The sequence below is a fragment of the Acinetobacter sp. Gutcm_16 genome (assembly GCF_028649355.1).
Lineage (GTDB): Bacteria > Pseudomonadota > Gammaproteobacteria > Pseudomonadales > Moraxellaceae > Acinetobacter > Acinetobacter johnsonii.
In genome coordinates, this window is the sequence record NZ_JAQSUV010000035.1 from 68,293 (window position 1) to 90,613 (window position 22,321).

The 22,321-nt window shown below is 43.5% G+C and carries 19 protein-coding genes; 9 read left to right on the plus strand and 10 right to left on the minus strand.

Features of this window, described 5'->3' with window-relative positions:
• Positions 1-17: 17 nt before the first annotated feature.
• The 8 genes from PTT44_RS12720 to PTT44_RS12755 form a co-directional block, all read right to left on the minus strand.
• Entirely contained in the window at positions 18-1,427 is a 1,410-nt protein-coding gene (locus PTT44_RS12720; RefSeq protein WP_004696201.1) for a short-chain fatty acid transporter, read from the minus strand.
• Positions 1,428-1,561: 134 nt separating this feature from the next.
• On the minus strand, positions 1,562-2,191 hold the full coding sequence (locus PTT44_RS12725) for a CoA transferase subunit B (protein ID WP_078426227.1): 630 nt from the start codon (positions 2,189-2,191) through the stop codon (positions 1,562-1,564).
• Positions 2,192-2,194: 3 nt separating this feature from the next.
• A complete protein-coding gene (locus PTT44_RS12730) occupies positions 2,195-2,899 on the minus strand; it encodes a CoA transferase subunit A (protein ID WP_168158929.1) in 705 nt (234 codons plus the stop codon).
• Positions 2,900-2,925: 26 nt separating this feature from the next.
• Complete coding sequence (locus tag PTT44_RS12735) at positions 2,926-3,828, minus strand: hydroxymethylglutaryl-CoA lyase (RefSeq protein ID WP_168158928.1); 903 nt, start codon at positions 3,826-3,828, stop codon at positions 2,926-2,928.
• Positions 3,825-5,816, minus strand: coding sequence for an acetyl/propionyl/methylcrotonyl-CoA carboxylase subunit alpha (locus PTT44_RS12740; protein WP_168158927.1), 1,992 nt, complete (start codon positions 5,814-5,816; stop codon positions 3,825-3,827). The genes PTT44_RS12735 and PTT44_RS12740 overlap by 4 nt, the downstream gene beginning before the upstream one ends.
• Before the next feature lie 20 nt (positions 5,817-5,836).
• Positions 5,837-6,631, minus strand: coding sequence for an enoyl-CoA hydratase/isomerase family protein (locus PTT44_RS12745; protein WP_058869944.1), 795 nt, complete (start codon positions 6,629-6,631; stop codon positions 5,837-5,839).
• A gap of 10 nt (positions 6,632-6,641) precedes the next feature.
• Positions 6,642-8,243 (minus strand): carboxyl transferase domain-containing protein, encoded by a 1,602-nt coding sequence (locus PTT44_RS12750; RefSeq protein WP_168158926.1) that lies wholly within the window; start codon positions 8,241-8,243, stop codon positions 6,642-6,644.
• 36 nt (positions 8,244-8,279) lie between these two features.
• Positions 8,280-9,452 carry an isovaleryl-CoA dehydrogenase gene (locus PTT44_RS12755; protein WP_005400596.1) on the minus strand — a complete coding sequence of 391 codons (1,173 nt, stop codon included), beginning with the start codon at positions 9,450-9,452 and terminating at the stop codon, positions 8,280-8,282.
• Between the two features lie 148 nt (positions 9,453-9,600).
• Here PTT44_RS12755 and PTT44_RS12760 point away from each other — a divergent pair, with 148 nt between their 5' ends.
• The 7 genes from PTT44_RS12760 to PTT44_RS12790 all read left to right on the plus strand — a co-directional run bounded on the left by PTT44_RS12760 (position 9,601) and on the right by PTT44_RS12790 (position 16,456).
• Complete coding sequence (locus PTT44_RS12760) at positions 9,601-10,227, plus strand: TetR/AcrR family transcriptional regulator (RefSeq protein WP_004982268.1); 627 nt, start codon at positions 9,601-9,603, stop codon at positions 10,225-10,227.
• A 100-nt stretch (positions 10,228-10,327) separates the two neighbouring features.
• Positions 10,328-12,016, plus strand: a complete 1,689-nt coding sequence (locus tag PTT44_RS12765; RefSeq protein WP_168158925.1) for an AMP-binding protein — start codon at positions 10,328-10,330, stop codon at positions 12,014-12,016.
• 74 nt (positions 12,017-12,090) lie between these two features.
• Positions 12,091-13,083 carry a biotin synthase BioB gene (bioB, locus tag PTT44_RS12770; protein ID WP_168158924.1) on the plus strand — a complete coding sequence of 331 codons (993 nt, stop codon included), beginning with the start codon at positions 12,091-12,093 and terminating at the stop codon, positions 13,081-13,083.
• A gap of 70 nt (positions 13,084-13,153) precedes the next feature.
• Positions 13,154-13,828, plus strand: a complete 675-nt coding sequence (locus PTT44_RS12775; protein ID WP_168158923.1) for a class I SAM-dependent methyltransferase — start codon at positions 13,154-13,156, stop codon at positions 13,826-13,828.
• A gap of 53 nt (positions 13,829-13,881) precedes the next feature.
• Positions 13,882-14,679 carry a thioesterase family protein gene (locus PTT44_RS12780; protein ID WP_168158922.1) on the plus strand — a complete coding sequence of 266 codons (798 nt, stop codon included), beginning with the start codon at positions 13,882-13,884 and terminating at the stop codon, positions 14,677-14,679.
• A gap of 90 nt (positions 14,680-14,769) precedes the next feature.
• Complete coding sequence (locus tag PTT44_RS12785; RefSeq protein ID WP_168158921.1) at positions 14,770-15,543, plus strand: Rossmann-like and DUF2520 domain-containing protein; 774 nt, start codon at positions 14,770-14,772, stop codon at positions 15,541-15,543.
• A 127-nt stretch (positions 15,544-15,670) separates the two neighbouring features.
• Positions 15,671-16,456, plus strand: a complete 786-nt coding sequence (locus PTT44_RS12790) for a fatty acid desaturase family protein (RefSeq protein ID WP_168158920.1) — start codon at positions 15,671-15,673, stop codon at positions 16,454-16,456.
• Between the two features lie 53 nt (positions 16,457-16,509).
• On the opposite strand, the gene trmB is transcribed toward PTT44_RS12790, so the two are convergent.
• Positions 16,510-17,226 (minus strand): tRNA (guanosine(46)-N7)-methyltransferase TrmB, encoded by a 717-nt coding sequence (gene trmB, locus PTT44_RS12795; protein WP_005400603.1) that lies wholly within the window; start codon positions 17,224-17,226, stop codon positions 16,510-16,512.
• Between the two features lie 192 nt (positions 17,227-17,418).
• On the opposite strand from trmB, the gene PTT44_RS12800 reads away from it, so the two are divergent.
• On the plus strand, positions 17,419-19,872 hold the full coding sequence (locus PTT44_RS12800) for an ExeM/NucH family extracellular endonuclease (protein ID WP_168158980.1): 2,454 nt from the start codon (positions 17,419-17,421) through the stop codon (positions 19,870-19,872).
• A 60-nt stretch (positions 19,873-19,932) separates the two neighbouring features.
• On the opposite strand, the gene PTT44_RS12805 is transcribed toward PTT44_RS12800, so the two are convergent.
• Positions 19,933-21,375 (minus strand): SulP family inorganic anion transporter, encoded by a 1,443-nt coding sequence (locus tag PTT44_RS12805; RefSeq protein WP_168158919.1) that lies wholly within the window; start codon positions 21,373-21,375, stop codon positions 19,933-19,935.
• A 219-nt stretch (positions 21,376-21,594) separates the two neighbouring features.
• On the opposite strand from PTT44_RS12805, the gene PTT44_RS12810 reads away from it, so the two are divergent.
• Positions 21,595-22,206 carry a glutathione binding-like protein gene (locus tag PTT44_RS12810; protein WP_078388936.1) on the plus strand — a complete coding sequence of 204 codons (612 nt, stop codon included), beginning with the start codon at positions 21,595-21,597 and terminating at the stop codon, positions 22,204-22,206.
• Positions 22,207-22,321 lie beyond the last annotated feature (115 nt).

The window sequence follows — 22,321 nt, forward strand, 5'->3', positions numbered from 1 at the left end:
TGTGTTTTTTTCCTCGTTTAGAAGGTAGGTGGCATATAGGTCAGGCTACGGCCTAAAATCCAAAGTAGGAACAGCACCAAAGGTAGGTGGAAAACCAATTGAGTGACAGTAAAGCCGATCACATCTTTGGCTTTTAATTTGAGAATGCCAAGCATTGGCAGCATAAAAAATGGGTTGATTAAATTCGGCAAGGCTTCAGCAGCATTATAGATTTGCACCGACCAGCCTAAATGCACTTTTAAATCATGTGCAGCTTGCATGACATAGGGTGCTTCAATAATCCACTTACCACCGCCAGAAGGAATGAAAAAGCCTAAAATGGCAGAATATAAGCCCATCACAATGGCAAAGGTTTCTTTGGAGGCAATCGAAACAAAAAACTCAGCAATATAATGTGATAGCGACAAATCATGACTGTTCAGTGCTTGCGTCATCATAAAGGCGATACTGCCATACAGTGGAAACTGAATCAGGACACCTGAGACTGCTGGCACGGCTTTGGTGACAGCATTGAGGAAATTTCGTGGCGTACCATGTAGTGCAATACCCAGCATCAGGAAAATAAAGTTGTAGGTATTTAGGCTTGAAATGGCCAAGATCGGATTACTTTTGCTGAACTCATTGAACATCCAAACTAGACCCAAGAGCACAATCAAGATACTCAATAAAGGCGAGTTCTCTAACCAGTCTCCTGGGCGTTTTGTGGTTGCTGTCGGCTTAGTTTCTTCCTCAAACTGGATGGGGAATTGATCAATAGTTTTAATGTCTTGCCCTTTGGGTGCAGACCAAAATGCAATAGCAATCGAGGCAATAATCAATACAGCCGTCATGATCATCGACTGAGGCAAGAAAATGGTTTCGGTGAAGGGAATCACACCGGTTAGATTGTAAATCGATTCGGGCAGGCTGGCTTTGTTGGCTTGCAGTTGTGCCGCAGAAGAACTAATACCTAAGGCCCACGTTGCTCCCATACCAATAATCGCGGCGGCAGCGGCAGCACGATAGTCCATATTCAGTTCTTTGCGTTTAGCTAACGCAATCACCAGCAGGGCAGTCAGTACTGTACTCATGGCCCAGTTAATCAGCGAAATTAATAAACTGACCGTCGCAACAAGTACAATCGCACCACGTCCACTATGGGGAATTCGAGCCATTTTTTGAATCAGCAGCTCTACAGGCTTTGAAACAGAAACCACATAACCAACCACAATCAGCATACACATTTGTAAGGTAAAAGGAATCAGACTCCAAAAACCATCACCAAAGGACACTGCGACATCTTTGGCAGGTGCGCCAATGCTGATCGAAGCAATCGCGACGATCACGACACCCAATAGGGCAAAAATATAAGAGTCTGGAAACCATTTCTCCGACCAATCACTGACACGTAGTGCAAAACGTTGCAAAATATTTTGAGAGTTTTCCATGCATTGATTCCATTTTTATCTATGAGGTATGAATTTTTGATTCAGCCTATCCGTGCTGATAGAAATGCCTTTAAAACAGGATCGCTGCTTTAAAGGCATTGGATTATTTTTTCTATTGTATAAATGATGTCGAATTAGCGGATCAGAGCAACACCTGTCACTTTTTGAATATCTTCAAAACTGACATCTTTCGCCAGTTCAACTAATTTCACACCTTCCTGCGTAATGTCCATGACACCGAGGTCAGTAATCACGCGATGTACGACATTTTTACCTGTCAGAGGCAGGCTACACTGCTCGACAATTTTCGGCGTACCATCTTTTGCAGAGTGTTCCATGAGCACCACCACTTTTTGTACTCCAGCGACCAAATCCATCGCGCCACCCATGCCTTTGACTTTTTTACCCGGAATCATCCAGTTGGCCAAATCGCCATTTTGTGAGACTTCCATTGCCCCTAAAATGGCGATATTGACATGACCTCCACGGATCATGGCAAAAGAATCTGCACTAGAGAAAAATGCGGCGCCCTGACGTGCAGTAACAGTTTGTTTTCCAGCATTGATTAAATCGGCATCGACTGTTTCCGCCGTTGGAAACTCGCCAATACCTAACAATCCATTTTCAGACTGCAACCAGACGTTGACGTTTTCAGGAATATAGTTGGCCACCAGTGTGGGTAAGCCAATGCCTAAATTGACATAAAAACCATCTTCCAGCTCAAGCGCTGCACGTTGTGCCATTTCATTACGAGACCAAGCCATGGGTTAAGCCTCCTCTTTTAATGTGAGTTGTTCGATACGTTTTTCAGGGGTTGCATTTAGCACAATGCGATTGACATAAATACCCGGCAGGTGAATCTGGTCTGGGTCTAAAGCGCCAATTTCAAGAATTTCCTCAACTTCGACAATGCAGACTTTTCCAGCCATCGCACATACAGGATTAAAGTTTTGTGCGGTTTTACGGAAAATTAAGTTACCTGCAGTATCGGCCTTGTAAGCCTTCACGAGTGCAATGTCAGCGGTGAGCGAGTTTTCTAGAATATATGGTTTGCCATTAAACTCACGCTCTTCTTTGCCTTCAGCAATAAGCGTACCGACGCCTGTTGCGGTAAAGAAAGCGGGAATACCTGCACCTCCAGCACGGAGTTTTTCTGCCAGTGTACCTTGAGGGGTGAGCTCCACTTCAAGCTCACCACTTAAGAACTGACGTTCAAATTCTTTGTTTTCACCTACATAGGAAGCAATCATTTTTTTGATTTGTTTGCTTTCTAATAAGAGTCCTAAGCCGAAACCATCGACGCCTGCATTATTTGAAATACAGGTGAGGTTTTTCACGCCCGTTTGTTTTAAGGCCGTAATTAGACTTTCTGGAATACCGCATAAACCAAAGCCACCAACCGCTAGGGTTTGACCATCTTGAACCACATCTTGCAGTGCATCCTTTGCACTTGAATAAACTTTATTGACCATAGTGTTCTCGTTATCAATTGAATGGCTTAGGCACAGCGCTTTTGCCAGTAGGCATTGGCATAGTTAGATGGATTGGTACGTTGTAGTACTTGGCTGATGTTTTGGCTGGCAATCATCAGTGCATCAAGATCAATCCCTGTGTCATAGCCCATGTTTGAGAGTAGGTAGTAAAGGTCTTCTGTGGAGACATTGCCCGATGCACCTTTGGCATAAGGGCAGCCACCTAGACCTGCAATGGACGAATCAAATACACGAATGCCTTGTTCTAAAGACTGGTAAATGTTGGCAATGGCCATGCCATAGGTATTATGAAAATGTCCTGCTAAACTCGCGGCATCCATTTCAGCTAAACATGCCTGCCAGACTTTTTTCACACGGTCTGGTGTCGCCGTGCCGATCGTTTCACCTAAGGACACTTCATAACAGCCCATGTCTAGCAAACGTTGACTGACGTGTGCAACTTTGCTCGGTGCAATTGCACCTTCATAGGGGCAGTCCACAATACAAGACACATAACCACGCACTTTGATGTTATGGGCTTTCGCCGCAGTCATGATGTCTGCAAATTTTTCAAAGCTTTCGTCAATGGAGCAATTGATGTTTTTTTGGGTAAAGCTTTCGGAGGCTGCAGTAAAAACGGCAACCTCTTGACAGCCGGCAGCCAAAGCAGACTCAAACCCTTTCAAGTTCGGAGTCAGTAAACTAAAACTGATATTCGGATCTTTAGGTAAGCTGGCAAAGAGTTCGTCACTCTGCGCCATTTGTGGAACCCACTTTGCAGAGACACAAGAGCCCACTTCAATGGCACTGAGTCCTGTCTGCATTAAATCTAAAATCAGTTTGCGACGGTCATCCAAAGTGAGCGGTGTCTTTTCATTTTGCAAACCATCTCGCGGCCCGACTTCGATAATTTTGACAAATTCACTCATGCGGCACCTTCCAAGCTTGAAAACTCAACCAATTCATCGCCTGCTTTGACCTGATCACCGACTTGGAAGTAAGCCGCAGAGACAATGCCGTCATGTGGAGCACGAATTGAATATTCAATTTTCATCGCTTCCAGCGTGAGGAGGACATCATCTTTTTTCACTGCGCTGTTTTTTTGTACCAAGACTTGCGTGATCACACCTGGCATTGGTGCTTTTAAGTTGTTGGCATCAGAAGCATCATCTTCCGTATTAAAGTTAGGCTGAATATGTGCAAATTTATAGCTTTGACCATCTGCATACAGCGTTAGGCCGTGTGAATTTGAACTATAAGCATAGGTCTTTTTGCTTGTTTTACATTCAATTTTAGCTAAATGTGCATCTAACAATTCACCCTGAATGAAAACGCTATGTCCATTGTACTTTGCTGTAAAGCCTTTTGCCGTTGGACTGAAATAGACTTTATGTTCTTCATCGTTTAGTGCCAGTTTAATGGCATAGCTAGCATTAATATTTAAACGCCATAGAGACTCGGTTTGCCATACAGGATTTGCAGCTATTTTATTGCTGGCAAAGCGAGACAAGAGTTCAATTAATGCCGCCGTGATGATGAGCTCTGAAGAGGATGTTTCATTGTGTTGCAGTAAAAATGCTTCTTCACGTTGAATTAAGTTGGTGTCTAGGTTGGCGGTTTTAAACGATTCTGAACGGACCAAACGGTCTAAGAATGCAATGTTATTGCCCAAGCCATCGACATGAAATTGACTCAGTGCATGATGCATTTGGGTGAGTGCTGCTTCACGATTCTTTGCCCAAACAATTAATTTGGCAATCATTGGGTCGTAAAAGGTCGTGATTTCATCCCCTTCAACAATGCCACTGTCTACGCGGACATGCTCATTTTGCTGAGGGTAGTGCAGGTAGTGGATTTTACCAATCGCAGGTAAGAAACCTTTTTCAGGCTCTTCAGCATAGACACGCGCTTCTAATGCATGACCATGAATACTGAGCTCGTGTTGTTGTTTAGGCAGCGGTTCACCAAAAGCGACACGTAGTTGCCATTCCACCAAATCCTGCCCTGTAATCATCTCTGTTACAGGATGCTCAACTTGCAGGCGGGTATTCATTTCCATGAAATACGCCGTGCCGTCTTGTTCCACAATAAACTCAACAGTCCCTGCACCGACATAATCTACTGCACGTGCTGCATCAATAGCGGCTTGGCGCATGGTTTCGAGTTTTGGCTCTGCCATTTTGGGTGCAGGTGCTTCTTCTAATACTTTTTGATGGCGACGTTGTACCGAACAATCGCGTTCAAAGAGGTGCACATAGTTACCATGTGTATCACCAAAAACTTGCACTTCAATATGGCGCGGTTGTACTACATAGCGTTCAACCAGTACATCATCATTGCCAAAGCTTGAACGCGCCTCACTTTTACATGAAGCCAAATGGCTTAAAAAGTCTTCACCGCGATCAACCAAACGCATGCCTTTACCACCACCGCCAGCACTGGCTTTAATCAGCACAGGGTAGCCAATGGCATCGGCTTGTTGTTTTAAAAAATCAGGGTCTTGGTTGGTGCCATGGTAGCCCGGTGTCAGCGGTACGCCTGCTTTTTCCATTAACGATTTTGAGGTGGCTTTGAGGCCCATGGCTAAAATGGCATCTACAGGTGGGCCAATAAAGACAATGTTGTTTTTTTGGCAGGCATTGGCAAATTGGTCATTTTCAGACAAAAAGCCATAACCTGGATGAATCGCCTCTGCACCCGTGTCTAAGGCAGCTTGGATAATACGTTCAATTTGTAGATAGCTTTGTGCAGCAGGAGATTCGCCGATATAAATGGCTTCGTCGGCTTGTTGCACATGCTGTGCTTGAGCGTCAGCATCTGAATAGACTGCAACGGTGGCAATGCCCATTTTTTTTGCAGTTCGGATCACGCGACAAGCAATTTCACCACGGTTTGCAATTAAGATTTTATTAAACATATCGATATCCTTTCTTGTTGTTATGCCGTCGTCTTGATCCAGACTGGACTGTGTTTATTTAAAAAAGCATTTAAGCCATTTTTCGCCTCTGATCCTTGGCGTACATGGGCAATATGTTGTGCTGTTTGCAACAACAATGCTTCGGTTAACACTTGCTGATCGACCATTTGGATAAGTTGTTTTGAAGCCGTTTGTGCTGCTGGCCCACCCAAAAGTAAGGCATCGACCATTTCTGTGACTTTTTCATCTAACTGTTCAGCATCGGCCACCACATGCGCTAGACCAATGTGTAGGGCTTGCTCCGCAGAAATACGCTCTGCGGTTAAAAAGTAGCGTGAAGCCTGACGTGCACCAATCGCACGAATCACATAAGGGCTAATGGTTGAAGGGGCTAAACCTAAGCGCACTTCAGAGGTTGCAAACTTAGCATCACTGCTTGCGACACAAATATCACAGGCAGAAGCCAGTCCCATGCCACCACCAAAAGCAATGCCTTGTACGCGGGCGATGGTCGGTTGTTTTAAAGTCGCTAAACTTTGTAGCATTTTCGCTAGTTTTAATGCATCGGCTTCATTTTCAGCCTGTGAGGCTTGTCCCGCTTCTTTCATCCAGTTCAGGTCAGCACCCGCTGAGAAGCTTTTGCCACGTCCAGCTAGAATCACGACACGAACATCATCACGCGTGTTGAGTTCGCTAAAGCAGCGGTGCAGTTCTTCAATCACTTGAGTATTGAAGGCATTATGCATTTCTGCACGATTAATCCATACCGTTGCCACTTGGTCGCGTTGTTCGAGTTGTAAATATTGAAAGCTCATCGCTCATCTCCTACATGCGGAACACGCCGTATTTGGTCGGTTGGATGGGTGCATTTAAGGCTGCGGCTAAACTTAAACCGAGCACCTGACGGCTTTGTGCAGGGTCAATCACACCGTCATCCCACAAACGTGCCGATGCATAATATGGATGGCCTTGACGTTCAAACTGATCGCGGAAAGGTTGTTTAAAATCATCTTCTTCTGCCGCAGACCAAGACTCGCCACGTTTTTCGATTTGATCACGCTTTAAGGTCGACAATACACTTGCCGCTTGTTCACCACCCATCACCGAAATACGCGAGTTCGGCCATGTCCACATGAAGCGTGGTGAATATGCACGACCACACATACCGTAGTTGCCTGCACCAAATGAACCACCAATCACTAGGGTGAGTTTTGGGACATTCGCGGTTGCAACAGCCATGACTAGTTTGGCGCCATTTTTGGCAATGCCTTCATTTTCGTATTGGCGACCGACCATAAAGCCAGTGATGTTTTGGAGGAACAGTAGGGGAATATTGCGCTGCGTACAGAGTTCAATAAAGTGAGCCCCTTTTTGTGCAGACTCTGAAAATAAAATACCGTTGTTGGCAATAATGCCAACGGGCATGCCATAGATTTTGGCAAAACCTGTGACTAAGGTGGTGCCAAAGCGGGCTTTGAATTCATCAAAACGTGAACCATCGACAATGCGCGCAATCACTTCACGAATATCGAATGGTTTGCGTGCATCACTTGGCACAACACCATACAGTTCAGTTGCATCAAATAACGGTTCTTCAATCTCTGTTGCACGTGTATGTGGTGTTTTATTCAGGTTGGCTACGATGTTACGAGCAATGGCAATGGCATGTTCGTCGTTTTCAGCCAAATGATCGGCCACACCAGACAGGCGAGTATGCACATCACCACCACCTAAGTCTTCACTGCTAACCACTTCACCCGTTGCTGCTTTCACCAATGGTGGGCCACCTAAGAAAATCGTCCCTTGGTTACGCACAATAATGGTTTCATCAGACATGGCAGGTACATATGCCCCCCCAGCCGTACAACTGCCCATTACCACCGCAATTTGGGCAATTCCCATGCTCGACATGCGTGCTTGGTTATAGAAAATACGGCCAAAGTGATCACGGTCAGGGAAAACTTCATCCTGCATCGGCAAATAGGCACCGCCTGAGTCCACCAAATAAATACATGGCAGATGGTTTTGCTCCGCAATTTCTTGAGCACGTAAGTGTTTTTTCACAGTCAGTGGGTAGTACGTGCCGCCTTTCACTGTCGCATCGTTGGCGACGATCATGCAGGTCACACCATTGACCTGACCTACACCAGCAACAACACCAGCCGCAGGCACATCGTCTGCATAGACTTTTTGTGCTGCCAACTGACCAATTTCAAGGAATGCCGTGCCTGCATCAATTAACTGATCAATACGATCACGTGCTAACAGTTTTCCGCGTGCCAAATGTTTTTGTCGCGCCGCTTCACCGCCGCCTAAAGCAATTTGTTCTGCTTTTTGCTTTAAGTCATCGACCAAGCTTTGCATCGCGGTTTGGTTGGTTTTGAAGTCTTCACTTCGAATATTGATCTTGCTATGTAATTGATTCATCACGAACATCCTTGTCATTTTTATTGTTGTGGAGGGTTAAGCTGTTTCATTAAACAGTTCACGGCCAATCAACATACGGCGAATTTCAGAAGTTCCCGCGCCAATTTCATAGAGTTTTGCATCGCGCCATAGACGGCCTGCAGAAAATTCATTGATATAACCATTTCCACCTAAGGTCTGAATGGTTTCACCTGCCATCCATGTGGCTTTTTCCGCAGCATATAAAATTGCACTGGCTGCATCTTTACGTAGGCTACGGCTATGGTCAGCCTTGTCGCACTCAGCACCCACGGCATAAACCAACGCTTTACATGCCAACCAAGTCGAATACATATCGGCAATTTTGCCTTGCATCAACTGGAACTCACCGAGCGCTTGGCCGAATTGTTTACGGTCATGGATATAGGGAATTACGGTGTCCATGCAGGCATCCATAATGCCTAAAGGACCTGCACTCAGAACTGCACGCTCATAGTCCAAACCACTCATCAGCACTTTCGTGCCGTTTCCTACACCGCCCATCACGTTTTCTTTTGGCACTTTCACATTGTCAAAGAACAGAGGGTAAGTGTTCGAACCACGCATACCCAACTTGTCTAAATGTGTGCCATGACTAAAACCTTCCATGCCTTTTTCTACAAGGAAGGCTGTCATGCCTTTAGCACCTGCATGCAGATCAGTTTTGGCATACACCACAAGCACATCAGCATCACCACCATTGGTGATCCACATTTTTGAACCATTTAACAGGAAGTGATCGCCACAATCTTCAGCTTTGAGTTTCATGCTGACTACGTCTGAGCCTGCGTTTGGTTCAGACATGGCAAGTGCACCAACATACTCACCTGAAATTAGCTTCGGTAAATAGCGCTGCTTTTGTTCCTCGCTACCATTTCGGTTAATTTGATTCACACATAGGTTAGAATGTGCACCATAAGAAAGACCGATCGAAGCTGAAGCACGTGAGATTTCTTGCATGGCAATGATATGCGCTAAATAACCTAGGCCTGTACCGCCATATTCTTCACTGACGGTTAGACCGAGTAAGCCCATATCGCCAAATTTTTTCCACAACTGAGCTGGAAATTCGTTGTTCTGATCGACTTGTTGCGCAATAGGAGTAATTTCCTTGGCACAAAAAGCCGCAACGGAATCACGCAGCGCAATGAGTGTTTCATCTAAACCGAAATTTAAGCTTTGTAGGGTCATTTCTTCATTCGTCCTATGAGTGTATTTATTGTTCCTGATAAAGCATTTTTGTTGTGCTTGATTTTTACAATACATCGAATTTTTAAAAAAGTGAACTAAAATTCACAAATTGATTTACAATTCATTTTATCTGGTTGAGAATAGAATTATGAGTTATAAAAGATCATCGTTGATGCAAGAACGAATGGAACAAAATCGTGAAGCGATTTTGCAATCCGCTCGTGAACTTATTGCTCAAGGGGGAATTAAAGACGCGCAAATTCAAGCAATTGCTGAACGCGCGGGTGTTTCGAGTGGTTTGGTGTATCGATACTTCGATAACAAAAGCCAAGTGTTAATTGAGGTTTTGTCTGAGGCCATTCAGCATGAGGTAAAAATTTTAAATCACATTGCTGAAAGTGAGCTCTCGTCAAAACAGAAATTGGACAAGGCGGTAACCACGTTTGTGAAACGTGCCATGAATAGCCCCCAACTTGCGTATTCACTCATGTTTGAGCCAGTCGATGCTGAGTTAGAACATGAACGTTTTCGCAGTAAACAGCTGATTAAACAGAGCATCAAAGAAATACTGGCCGCAGGGAAAATTAACGGTGAGTTTGGATTTGAAGATTTAAATACCGCAGCACTTTGTGTGGTCGGCGCCATGACTTTTGTGGTGATTGAGCCTTTAAATCCGTCTCGAAATGTGATGTTTGATCAAAACTATAAAGACTACTTTGTGAAACAAATTGCCGAATTTTGTGTCAATGCAGTTCAGGTTCAGGAGGAAAAATAGTAGCAGGTGTGAACACAAAGGCTTGGTGTTTGAAGGGAAGTAGTCATAGAACAATTAAAGTTGAATAACAAGATTACAATGAATCAAGGAGATCGATTCGATGACACAAGAACGGTTAAGTTATGCCTATGGAACGAGCAGTCAGCCCCTATTAGGCATGACAATTGGTGAGAAATTTGATCAGGCTTGTCAGCAGTATGCGGAACAAGATGCTGTTGTCAGCCTGCATCAAAATGTCAGACTCACGTATAAGGAATTACAAGCTCAGGTCAATGCGTTTGCCTGTAGTTTACTAAAACTGGGCTTGAAGAAAGGCGATCGACTTGCGATTTGGTCACCGAACTGTGTGGAATGGACGATTACCCAGTTTGCTGCGTTTAAAGCGGGCATCATTTTAGTCAACTTGAACCCTGCCTATAAAAGTAATGAGCTCGAATATGTATTGAATAAAGTTTCTTGTAAGGGCTTGGTCATTGCATCGCAATTTAAAAGCACGAATTATCAAGATATTCTAATGAAAATTGCACCTGAAATTAAAGGTGCTGAAAATAAAATGTTAAAGGCAGAACGACTGCCACATTTGAAATATATTATTAAAATTGATGAAGAAGAGTATACGGGTTTGCATCGTTTTAGCGATTTGCTCACTCCCCCCAGCAAGAGACAGCTCAATCAACTAGAGCTCGTTGCAAGCGAATCGCAGTTTGATGAAACCATCAATATCCAGTTTACTTCGGGCACCACGGGTAACCCGAAAGGCACAATGCTGACACATAATAATATTTTAAATAATGGTTATTTTGTTGGTGAAGCCATTCACTTAAGTCCTTCCGATCGTGTTTGTATTTCTGTACCGCTCTTTCACTGTTTCGGTATGGTGATGGGTAATTTGGCCTGTATTACGCATGGTTCAACCATGGTCTATCCATCGGCGGTGTTTAATCCTTTAGAAACGTTAAAAGCCATTCAGCAAGAAAAATGTACGGCTGCATACGGTGTACCGACCATGTTCATTGCCATTTTAGAGCATGAACAGTTTGATGACTTTGATCTTTCCAGTTTACGTACAGGCATTATGGCGGGTAGTCCGTGCCCACGTGAAATTATGCAACGTGTCATCGATCGGATGCACATGTCCGAAATTACGATTTGCTATGGTATGACTGAAACGGCACCAGTCAGTGCACAAAGTTCAACTTCAGATTCAGTTGAACAACGGGTCGGAACTGTGGGGCGTGTCCATCCACATCTTGAAATTAAAATTGTAGATGAGCAAGGCAAAGTCGTACCGCGCGGTCAGTTGGGTGAACTGTGTGTTCGTGGCTATTCGGTAATGTTGGGGTATTGGGAAGACCATGAGAAGTCACAAGAAGTGATTGATTCAGCACGCTGGATGCATACAGGTGACATCGCAGAAATGGATGAAGCTGGCTTTGTGAAAATTAAAGGCCGAATTAAGGATGTGGTCATTCGTGGCGGAGAAAACTTATTCCCGAAAGAAATCGAAGACTTTTTATATACCCATCCTGATGTCAGCGATGTCCAAGTCATTGGTCTGCCCGATGCACGTTATGGTGAAGAATTGTGTGCTTGTATTATTTTACATGAGCATCATGAAATTACTGAAGAGTCGATCCGTCAGTACTGTGCGGAACATATTTCACACAATAAAGTTCCACGTTATGTTCGGTTTTTTAATGAGTTCCCAATGACAGCTTCGGGGAAAGCGCAGAAGTTTAAATTGCAGGAATTTATGCGTAATGAACTGGATTTGAAAGAAATCGCATAAGGTTGAAGACGGACTTTCCTTTGCTGGGTTAAAGCCAAAGGAAAGTCTGAAGTGAAAAGCAAAAGGAATAGCATATGCACCTGAGAAATGATTGGACTCGCGCTGAAATACAAGCACTCTACCAACAGCCTTTTTTAGATTTGGTCTTTCAAGCACAGCAAATTCATCGTCAGTACTTTGAAGCGAATGCGATTCAAGTCAGTACTTTACTGTCGATCAAAACGGGTAAATGCCCTGAAGACTGCAAATACTGTTCACAGTCTGCGCGCTATGACTCAAAGCTTGAAGCTGAAAAAAGAATTGCGGTTGAAAAGGTCATTAGCGAAGCACAGCAGGCGAAGGCCTCGGGTTCTACACGGTTTTGTATGGGCGCGGCATGGCGAAATCCACATGAGCGCGATATGCCTTATGTCTTGGATATGGTGCGTGAAGTCAAAGCTTTGGGTTTAGAAACCTGTATGACGCTAGGCATGCTGAATGCCTCTCAAGCCGAACGTTTAAAAGGTGCAGGACTCGATTATTACAACCATAACTTAGACACGTCTCGTGAGTACTATCCAAATGTGATTAGTACCCGCAGCTTTGACGACCGTCTAGATACCTTAAGTCATGTTCGAGAAGCAGGCTTAAAAGTGTGTAGTGGCGGGATTGTTGGCCTAGGTGAAGAGACCAAAGATCGAATTGGATTACTGTTTGAATTGGCGACTTTACCGATACATCCTGAGTCTGTGCCGATCAACATGTTGGTTCCAATGCAAGGTACGCCTTTGGCAGAAGTTGAAAAGTTAGATGTGACCGAGTGGATTCGCACAATTGCCGTAGCGCGGATCATTATGCCGAAAAGTTATATTCGTCTGTCCGCGGGACGTGAATCGCTGTCCGATGCAGATCAAGCTTTGGCTTTTATGGCCGGTGCAAACTCATTGTTTTCTGGTGAGAAATTGCTGACTACGCCAAATACAGCGCAAGGCAAGGATCAACAACTCTTTCAAAAACTGGGTTTACATGCAGAAAAAGCCAAACCGCAACTTGCTGAGTTAACGGTCGATGCTATGGCTGTGGCTTAAGTGCTAGAACATGCGGTGATGAAAGTGTAGATTTAGGGCGACGAATAAAAGTAGATGAGTGAACAATAAAATGGCGAAAGACTTTCAGAGTCAAACTGTAGTGGATGGTTATGATCAACATATTCGTAAGCTCATTCCAGGTTATGAGTTGGTTCATCTGCAAATTCAAGCCATTTTAAAAACACATCTACCAGAACATGCGCATGTATTGATTGTGGGATGTGGTACAGGTTATGAGCTTTCATATTTGTTGGCGCAGCATCCAACGTGGAGTTTTACCGCGGTTGACCCATCTTTGACCATGATTGAAAAAGCGCAGCAGTTATTGAGCGAGACCCATAGTGATTTAACGCGGGTTCACTTTGTTCATGGTGATACGACGGCATTACAGGAAAGTGTACAGTTTGATGCCGCTTTAGCCATATTGGTGGCGCATTTTATTCCACTTGAAGCAAAGTCATTCTTCTTTGCCGACATTTTACGCTGTCTTAAGACGCAAGCCATTTTATTGAGTTATGACCTGATGTGTTCCAGTGGTGACACTGAACTCAAGGTTTTACAAACCTTATGTCAGAGCAATGGTTTGACGGTGGTACAGAGTGAAAAAATGATTGAGCGCCTGCAACAAGATTTTTATTTGGTTTCGGTCAACCAGATGCGAGAGCTTCTGACTAAAGTTGGATTTAATGAAGTACGAATTTATAGTCAACTGTTGAATTATTATGGTTTTTTTGCACAAAAGTAAAAACCAATGGCAGTAAAAAGATACATTTTAAAGATAAGAGTGAAGGAATATACATGGCAGCATATTATCAACTTTTAAATCGTGAACAGCACAGTGATGGGAGCTGTACGGCGTCTTATCTTTCCAATATTCATGCACAAGGAGCATGGAACCCGCATGAACAGCACATGGCACCTGCAACAGGGGTTTTGTGTGCAGAGTTAGAGCAGTTTCAACCACGTGATGAGATGCGCATTGGACGCGTGAGTTTAGATATTTTTGGACTGATCGCTTTTGGTGAGTTTACGGTGCATACCCGTGTCATTCGTGCTGGAAAAACCATTGAACTAATCGAGGCGGAAATGCAGGCAAATGGGAAGACTTGTATTGTGGCCCGTGCTTGGAAAATGATGAAGCAAGATACCAGTGCAATTGCAGGGCTAGAAGATCAATCGATTGTACATCCTGAAACTTTGCCAGTATGGGATGGGATGAAATGTTGGCCGGGTGGTTATATCCAGAGTATTGAGACACGTGCGGCAGAAGGGCACCGTGCGGGTAAAGGCATTGTCTGGTTACATAATGATTTGGACATGGTGGAAGCTCAGGAAACATCAAGTTTTGTGCGCTTATTGGGCATGGTCGACACAGCCAACGGTATTGTGCCACGTCAAAATCCAGCATCTGGATGGGGCTTTCCTAATTTAGATCTACAACTGCATTTATACCGTTTACCCCAAGGGAAATGGTTAGGTTTGGAAGCGACTCAGCAATATGGTGATGATGGTATCGGTTTAACCAGTGCGGTTTTGCACGATGAGCAAGGGCCATTTGGTCGTAGTGAACAGATTTTGACCCTGCGTAAGTTTTAGTTGGTCAGTGTCAATTTAATAAAAAAGGATGAATTGCTTCATCCTTTTTTTATTGGCATGCTGTAGGCACTTTAAAATAGTGAAATGAAGATGCGGATCAGTTTAATTGGAGCCGGGCGGGTGGCTCATCATTTAGCCAAAGCCCTGATGTCTCAGCATGAAATCATCAATATTTATAGCCGAAGCTTCGACAAAGCTACAGATTTGGCGCAAGTCGTACATGCAAAGGCGGTCAGTCATTTTCAGCAGTTAAATGTTGATGTGGATTTGGTGATGATTGCAGTAAGTGATCAGTCTATTCCAAGCGTGATTTCGGCATTGACTGAATATCTGCCGAATGTGTTGATTGTACATACTTCAGGGAGTACAGCACTTTCAGTTTTGTCGACGAAACATGCACGTGCAGGAGTTTTTTATCCCTTACAGACCTTTAGCTTAGAACGTGAAATTGATTGGTCAAATACACCGTTGTTTGTAGAAGCCACTGAAAATACGGATCTTCAAAGACTACATATACTGGCAGAAAGCCTGAGCCAACGCGTGTATAGTTATAGCTCTGCGCAGCGTCTAAGTTTGCATTTAGCGGCTGTTTTTGCCTGTAATTTTAGTAATTATTGCTATGACATGGCAAAACAAGTGGTGGATGCAGAGCAGGTCGATTTTAATCTCTTGTATCCCTTGATCTTAGAAACCGCACAGAAAGCCACACAGAATGATCCGAAGCAGATGCAAACTGGCCCTGCGATGCGTCAAGATCAGAATATTTTACAGATGCATCAACACATGCTTGCACAAGTTCAACGAGCAGATCTTGCTGAAGTGTATGCCTTAATGAGTCAGCAGATCAGTCAACGTCACAGTTGACATTCAATATAATAAACGAAGATGCAAGTCACAAAGAACAAGCAAAGCCACTGAAAACGTGGCTTTTTTTATGCCCTAAGATTCGGTACAGTGTTGCTTAAAATAAATACAAACAAATAGAGGGCGTATGCGTTCACATTCATTATTAGAACAAGTGCAATGGAAAGATCTTGTGCAGTTAGGCCGTACTGATGTCATCAGTGAGTTATTCATTTCTTTACCGTGGTTAGTTGTCTCTTTCATTTTTGCGGGTTTGCAGTGGTATCTCTTGGCGCTGTTTTGCTCGTTTATGTTTTTCTTAACGGGGCTTAGACAAGTGCATAATGCTTTTCATTTTGCTTTAGGCATTAGCCGACCCGCGACACATTGGGCCATGTTTGTCTTAAGCATCATGATGCTTGGTGCGATGCATGCAGTACAAATTAATCACCTCCGCCACCATCAGCACTGTATGCAAGAAGAGGATATTGAAGCGAAAAGTGCAACTATGAAGTGGTGGCAAGCTTTGCTTTTTGGACCTATTTTTCCGTGGATGTTACATAAAAAAGCCTTTGAGGTTGGGACTAAAACGCAGAAAAAATGGATGACGGCTGAACTGATTGCCAACGTCATTGTATTGTTTTTGGTCTTTGTCATCTTGGACATCAGTATCTTAAAATACCATGTCAGTGCCATGTTGATTGGGCAATGCATGACGGCATTTTTTGCGGTGTGGACGGTGCATCATGATACAAAAGATCATGTCTATATGGCGCGTACTGTGCGTAATGAGTTTAAACGGGTCGTAACCTACAACATGTTTTATCATGTGGAGCATCATTTGTTTCCCGCAGTGCCAACTCGTCGTTTACATATTTTGGCAAAACGTTTGGATGAACATGATCCAACGGTTGAAATTCGGCATGTGTTTTAAAACATCGGACATAAAAATAGGGCTCTAGGCCCTATTTTTATGAGATCTAAAATTTATTTAATTTTCTTAAATAAGAAGTCGTTGATCTTATGACCTTCTTCGAGTCCACGACGTTCAAATTTAGTTTGTGGGCGCCAGTCCGGACGTGGGTAGCTGTTGCCTTTGCCTGCCATATTTTCAAGATTTGGACGGTTATCGAGTACATCAATCATCCACTCTGCATACGGTTCCCAGTCTGTCGCTGCGTGGAATGTTCCACCCATTTCCAATTTCTGTTCCACCAGTGGCATACGGTCATGTGACACGAAGCGACGTTTGAAGTGACGTTTTTTCTGCCATGGGTCTGGGAAGTACAGTTGCACAGCGTTGATGCTGTTATCTGGCATTTCACGTAATACTTGAATAGCATCTGCATCTAAAAGACGAAGATTGGTTAAACCTGCAATTCCAGCTTCATACACACATTGCGCAATCCCTGGAACATGCACTTCAATCCCGACATAGTTACGTTCAGGGTTGGCCTGCGCCATCAAGACCAATGAACGTCCCATACCAAAGCCGATTTCAACCGTAAGCGGACGCTCTGGATGTTCAAACTGCTGGCGTAAGTCACCTACAGGATATTCCAAAATCATGTGACCATATTGTTCAAGCGCAGTGCGTTGCGAGGTGTTCAGCGGAGATGAACGACGCATAAATGTCACAATTTCGCGGTGTTCATTTAAGTTGTCTAGCTCGACGACTTGCTGGTCTAATTGATCATTCGTCATAATTTTGGCAGATGTGAAATTCGAAAGCGGTATTGTAAGTCCTGAGCAGGACAAGTCAAATTTTTTACTCAGAATTTATTAAATTCAGCACCACCATGTTTGCGCAGCCTAGAAACTGTCATCATTTATTAATCATGATGTAACGAATAAAAATTAACCTGCCAGCTGATTTAACCAACTGATAAAAAAATGATGAAAAAATTTAAGCCACAGATATTAAGCCTGAGCCTGATTTTGGCAGGTTGCTCCTTTCCTGCCTATGCACAACTGTTATTTAGTCAGTATGTAGATGGAACTTCAAATAAGAAAGGATTGGAAATTTATAATCCAGACCCGACTATGGTCAATTTGGCAGAATATCAGATCAAGCAGTTTGCAAATGGCAGTACCAGTGCAAATTTGACAGTGAATTTGACAGGTCAATTGGCGGCAAGGGGGCATTACTTGGTCGGACATTCTGCTTTAAAAGAAGCTCTGGGCGATGCGGTGCAACAGCAGGCGAACTTAGCTTTCAATGGTGACGATGCTTTGGTGCTTTATCATAATGGCGTTGCGATTGACCGCTTTGGCACAGTGGGTGAAAGACCAAGCACTGGATGGGGTAGTGTTGCAACAGCGAATAGTTTTAAACGCACACTATTAAGTAATCATGTTTCCAGTGCAGGGATTGACGTTACTGCACCGTTTGATTTGGCATCGGCATGGGAAAAATGGTCAGACCGAAATGCATTTTCCAGTTATCTTGCTGGAAATACGGCACCCCCTCTAAGCTCCGTGAGCTGTAGTACGACAGCGACCCCAATTGCGACATTGCAAAGTGCAGCGCAAGAGGAGGAATATGTGGTGAAAGGCGTAATTACGGCAGATTATCGTTATAACAATGGTTTCTCAGGTTTCTTTGTCCAAACCCCAGATGCTCAAGCCAAAGCCAATAGCAGTAATGCGGTGTTTGTCTATGTTCCTTCTTCAAGTAGTGTGACAGGTGGTCAAGTGGGGCAGGAAGTCATTTTCAAAGGCAAATTGAAAACCTATCAAAACCAATTACAGCTTCAAGATTTAAGCAGCGATATTAACGTCTGTAATCCTTCGGCGAGTGACTTGGTTAAGCCAATGGCGATCAATTTGCCCTTTGATAATTTGACTGAAATGTCAGGCCATGCACCAAAACGCTATCAAGGCATGTTGGTCAATATTCCTCAAACCTTAACGGTCAGTGAAAACTATAACCATGGGCGTTTTGGAGAACTGGCTTTAAGCCCTGCGCGGTTATATATTCCAACCAATTTATATCCTGCCAACTCAACGGAAGCCAAAGCGCTTGCACAACAAAATTTACGTTCTAAACTTATTTTGGATGATGGCTATAACAATCAGAACAGAACGCCGTGGTTGCCAACTTCCTTTAGTGCTAAAAACACCCTACGTACAGGTGCACAACTGCAAAATGTACAAGGCATTTTAGAATACCGCTATAACCAATGGCGAATTCAGCCTGTGCTTGGGGCAACAGCGCCACAAGTCTTAGATGCGACAAACCCACGTGCAAGCGTTCCAGCAAAAGCTGCACAACAAGTTCGTATTGCAGCATTTAACGTACTGAATTATGACAATGGTTTGGCGCAAGGTTTTCCTACGGAACGTGGTGCAAGTTCTGAGGCTGAGTTTAAAAAGCAACATCTGAAAATTGTCAGTGCATTAAAAGCGATTGATGCAGATGTGTATGGTCTGATGGAAATTGCCAACAATGGTTATAGCGAGCGTAGCGCAGTTGCTTATTTAGCTCAGGCGCTTGGAAGCGACTGGAAATATGTAACGCCTCCGAATGCTGACAAACTTGGAACCGATGCGATTGCTGTTGCCATTATTTATAATGCTAAGCGGGTCAAACCAATCAATGTTGCAGCGGTCTTTGATGACCAGAGCCAGAAAAACCGAGTCACGATGGCGCAGACCTTTCAAGCCTTATCAGGCGGGAAGACTTTTACAGTTATTCCGAACCATTTGAAGTCTAAAGGTAGTTGTCCAGATGATAAAACTTCGATAGAGGCAGATCAGGGCGATGGTCAAGGTTGTTGGAATCCAACCCGCGTTAAAGCGGTACAAGCGTTAATGCAGTGGCTCGCTAAGAATCCAACACAGGTGAGTAAACCGAATGTCTTACTGTTAGGTGATCTGAACAGTTATGCCAAAGAAGATCCAATTCTGGCGCTTGAACAAGCCAACTATAAAGTATTGTTGAATGATGAAAAAATTGGTCAGGGGAAAGCAGCTTATAGCTATGTTTTCGGCGTAGCCAGTAATGCTCAAGGTTATGGTGGTGCAGGAAATCTAGATCATGCGATTGCCGATGCAGCACTTTATCCTTTGGTGAAAAAAGCATTTGCATGGCATATCAATGCAGATGAACCGACGGCACTAGACTATAACGAAGAATATAAAACGGAGGAGCAAATTGCTGCATTCTATGCGGACGATGCTTACCGCTCTTCTGACCATGATCCTGTGATTGTGGATTTAGACTTAAACGATGCAGTGGTTAACGATGAGGATAAAACCAGTGCGGGAAGTACAGGACTGTGGTCTGCATTAGGATTAATTAGTTTGGCCTTGTATGGCAGTCTAAGACGCCGCAAGCATCAGTTTTAATCCGCTTCATTGACAATAAAAGGGCGTCATCGCCCTTTTATTTTGTCTATGGTTTCAACTTTATGAGCTGATACGGTCAATGAGGGTGCTGCTGGCTTCATTTAAGCCTAACACCTCGACCACAACACCTTGGGCTTCAAACTTTTCAACTACCGCATTTAACATATTGACTGAAGTCATATCCCAAATATGTGCATGGCTGAGTTCAATTTCAACCTTCTGAATATGTTCGTTAAAGTCAAAAAACTGAAAGAATTTCTCTGAACTGCTAAAGAAAATTTGACCACTTACCAGATAGCGACGGGTATGATTGTGTAGTTCGGAATGAACATGAACCGTACTTTCCAGTTTATTGATGAAAAATAATGCGGACAGCAAAACTCCGACAAAGACACCCAAGGCAAGATTATGTGTGGCTAAGACAATGATCACGACACTGAGCATCACCACATTACTTTGTAGCGGGTGTTTAGAGAAGTTTTTAACCGAGTCCCATTGAAAGGTTGTAAATGCCACCATGATCATAATGGCAACCAAAGTTGCCATTGGAATATAAGACAGCCAGTCTTTAAAAAACACCACCAAACACAGTAAAAACACACCAGCCACTAAGGTTGAAAGCCGAGTACGTGCACCTGAGCTGACATTAATCACAGACTGTCCAATCATGGCACAGCCTGCCATACCGCCCATAAAACCGCTCACAATATTGGCCATGCCTTGTCCACGACATTCTTGATGACGATCACCTTCAGTGCCTGTGACTTCATTTACCACCGTCGTGGTCATCATGCTTTCAAGCAAACCGACGGTCGCTAATGTAATGGCATAAGGGAAGACAATTTGTAGCGTTTCAAAGGTTAGTGGAATATCAGGTAATAGAAAAATAGGTAAAGTATCGGGGAAATGACCTAAGTCACTGACCATACGCATGTCTGTGCCTAAAAACAGCGCCAAAGCGGTCAGGACAAGAATACAAATAAGCGGTGAAGGAATGGCTTTCCCCACTTTAGGCAAATAAGGAAACAGATAAATCACAGCGAGGCCAAGAGCGACAAATGCATAGCCCCAGTAATTCATTTGGCTGAGCTCTGGAAGTTGTGCCACGAAGATTAAAATCGCCAGTGCATTTAAAAAACCATACACCACTGACTGCGACACAAAACGCATCAGTTTGGCGACTTTAAAATAACCTGCAATGATTTGAATGACCCCAGTGAGAATGGTTGCCGCCAGTAAATACTGTAAACCATGCTCTTTGACCAGCGTGATCATGAGTAGGGCCATGGCGCCTGTTGCTGCTGAAATCATGGCTGGACGACCACCAAAAAAAGCAATGCTCACTGCGATACAAAAGGAGGCATACAGTCCGACTTGAGGGTCTACACCTGCAATTGCTGAAAAAGCAATAGATTCGGGAATCAGTGCAAGTCCTACCACTAAACCAGCAAGAACATCGGTACGAATGTTAGAAAACCATTCATCTTTTTTAAAGCTAATCACAGATCAAATTCATTTTAGGGTCAAGGGGGCTATGATAAAACAACTCTGTTGCAAATTGCAGTGTTGTTGTACTTGAAAAAAAATGTGAATTAGACAATATTCAATAGGCGAACGGATGATTTTTCGTTTACGCTTTTTTGCAATTTACAGGTTTTGATCACTTGAAAGTTTGTTAGAAGCCATTTAAAACAGAGAATAGAGTTATAACAAGGATCAGATATGAAGCTTTATTATGCACCGGGTGCGTGCTCGCTTGCGGCGCACATTATCCTCAATGAAATTAATGTTGACTTTGATTTAGTCCGAGTAGATTTAAAAACACATAAAACAGAAAAAGGTGCTGATTATTACGAAATTAATCCAAAAGGATATGTCCCCGCTTTAGAGATTAATCCAGGTTTGATTCTGACTGAAAATGTAGCCATTTTGCCATTTTTAGCACAACATGATCCAAAACAAGATCTTATTCCGCCATCGGGTTTGGGGCGTGCCAAAGTTTTAGAATGGTTAGGTTATTTAAACTCTGAATTGCACGATGCTTATGCCGTTTTTTTCGGTGCACCATTAGATGCTGCTGCCAAAGAAAAAGCCTATGCAGAGATTGATCGTTTACTCAGTTATATCGACAAACAAATTGGTGAGTCGGATCATGACTATTTGGTCGATGATAATTTTGGCCCCGCAGATGCATATTTATTTGTCCTTACCAATTGGTCAAATGGCATCGAACATGATTTATCACCATATAAAAATATTATCTTTATCCGTAATAAAGTAGCTGAACGTCAGTCAGTACAAATTGCAATGCGAGATGAAGGTCTAATTCCTTAATTTTGATGCATTGAAGAAGCGCCGAGAGGCGCTTTTTTATTACTCTAAAGTTTATTGTTGATATTTAGTCAATAATATTTTGCAGATTCACTCCTTTTTAGTGTTGAACAGAATC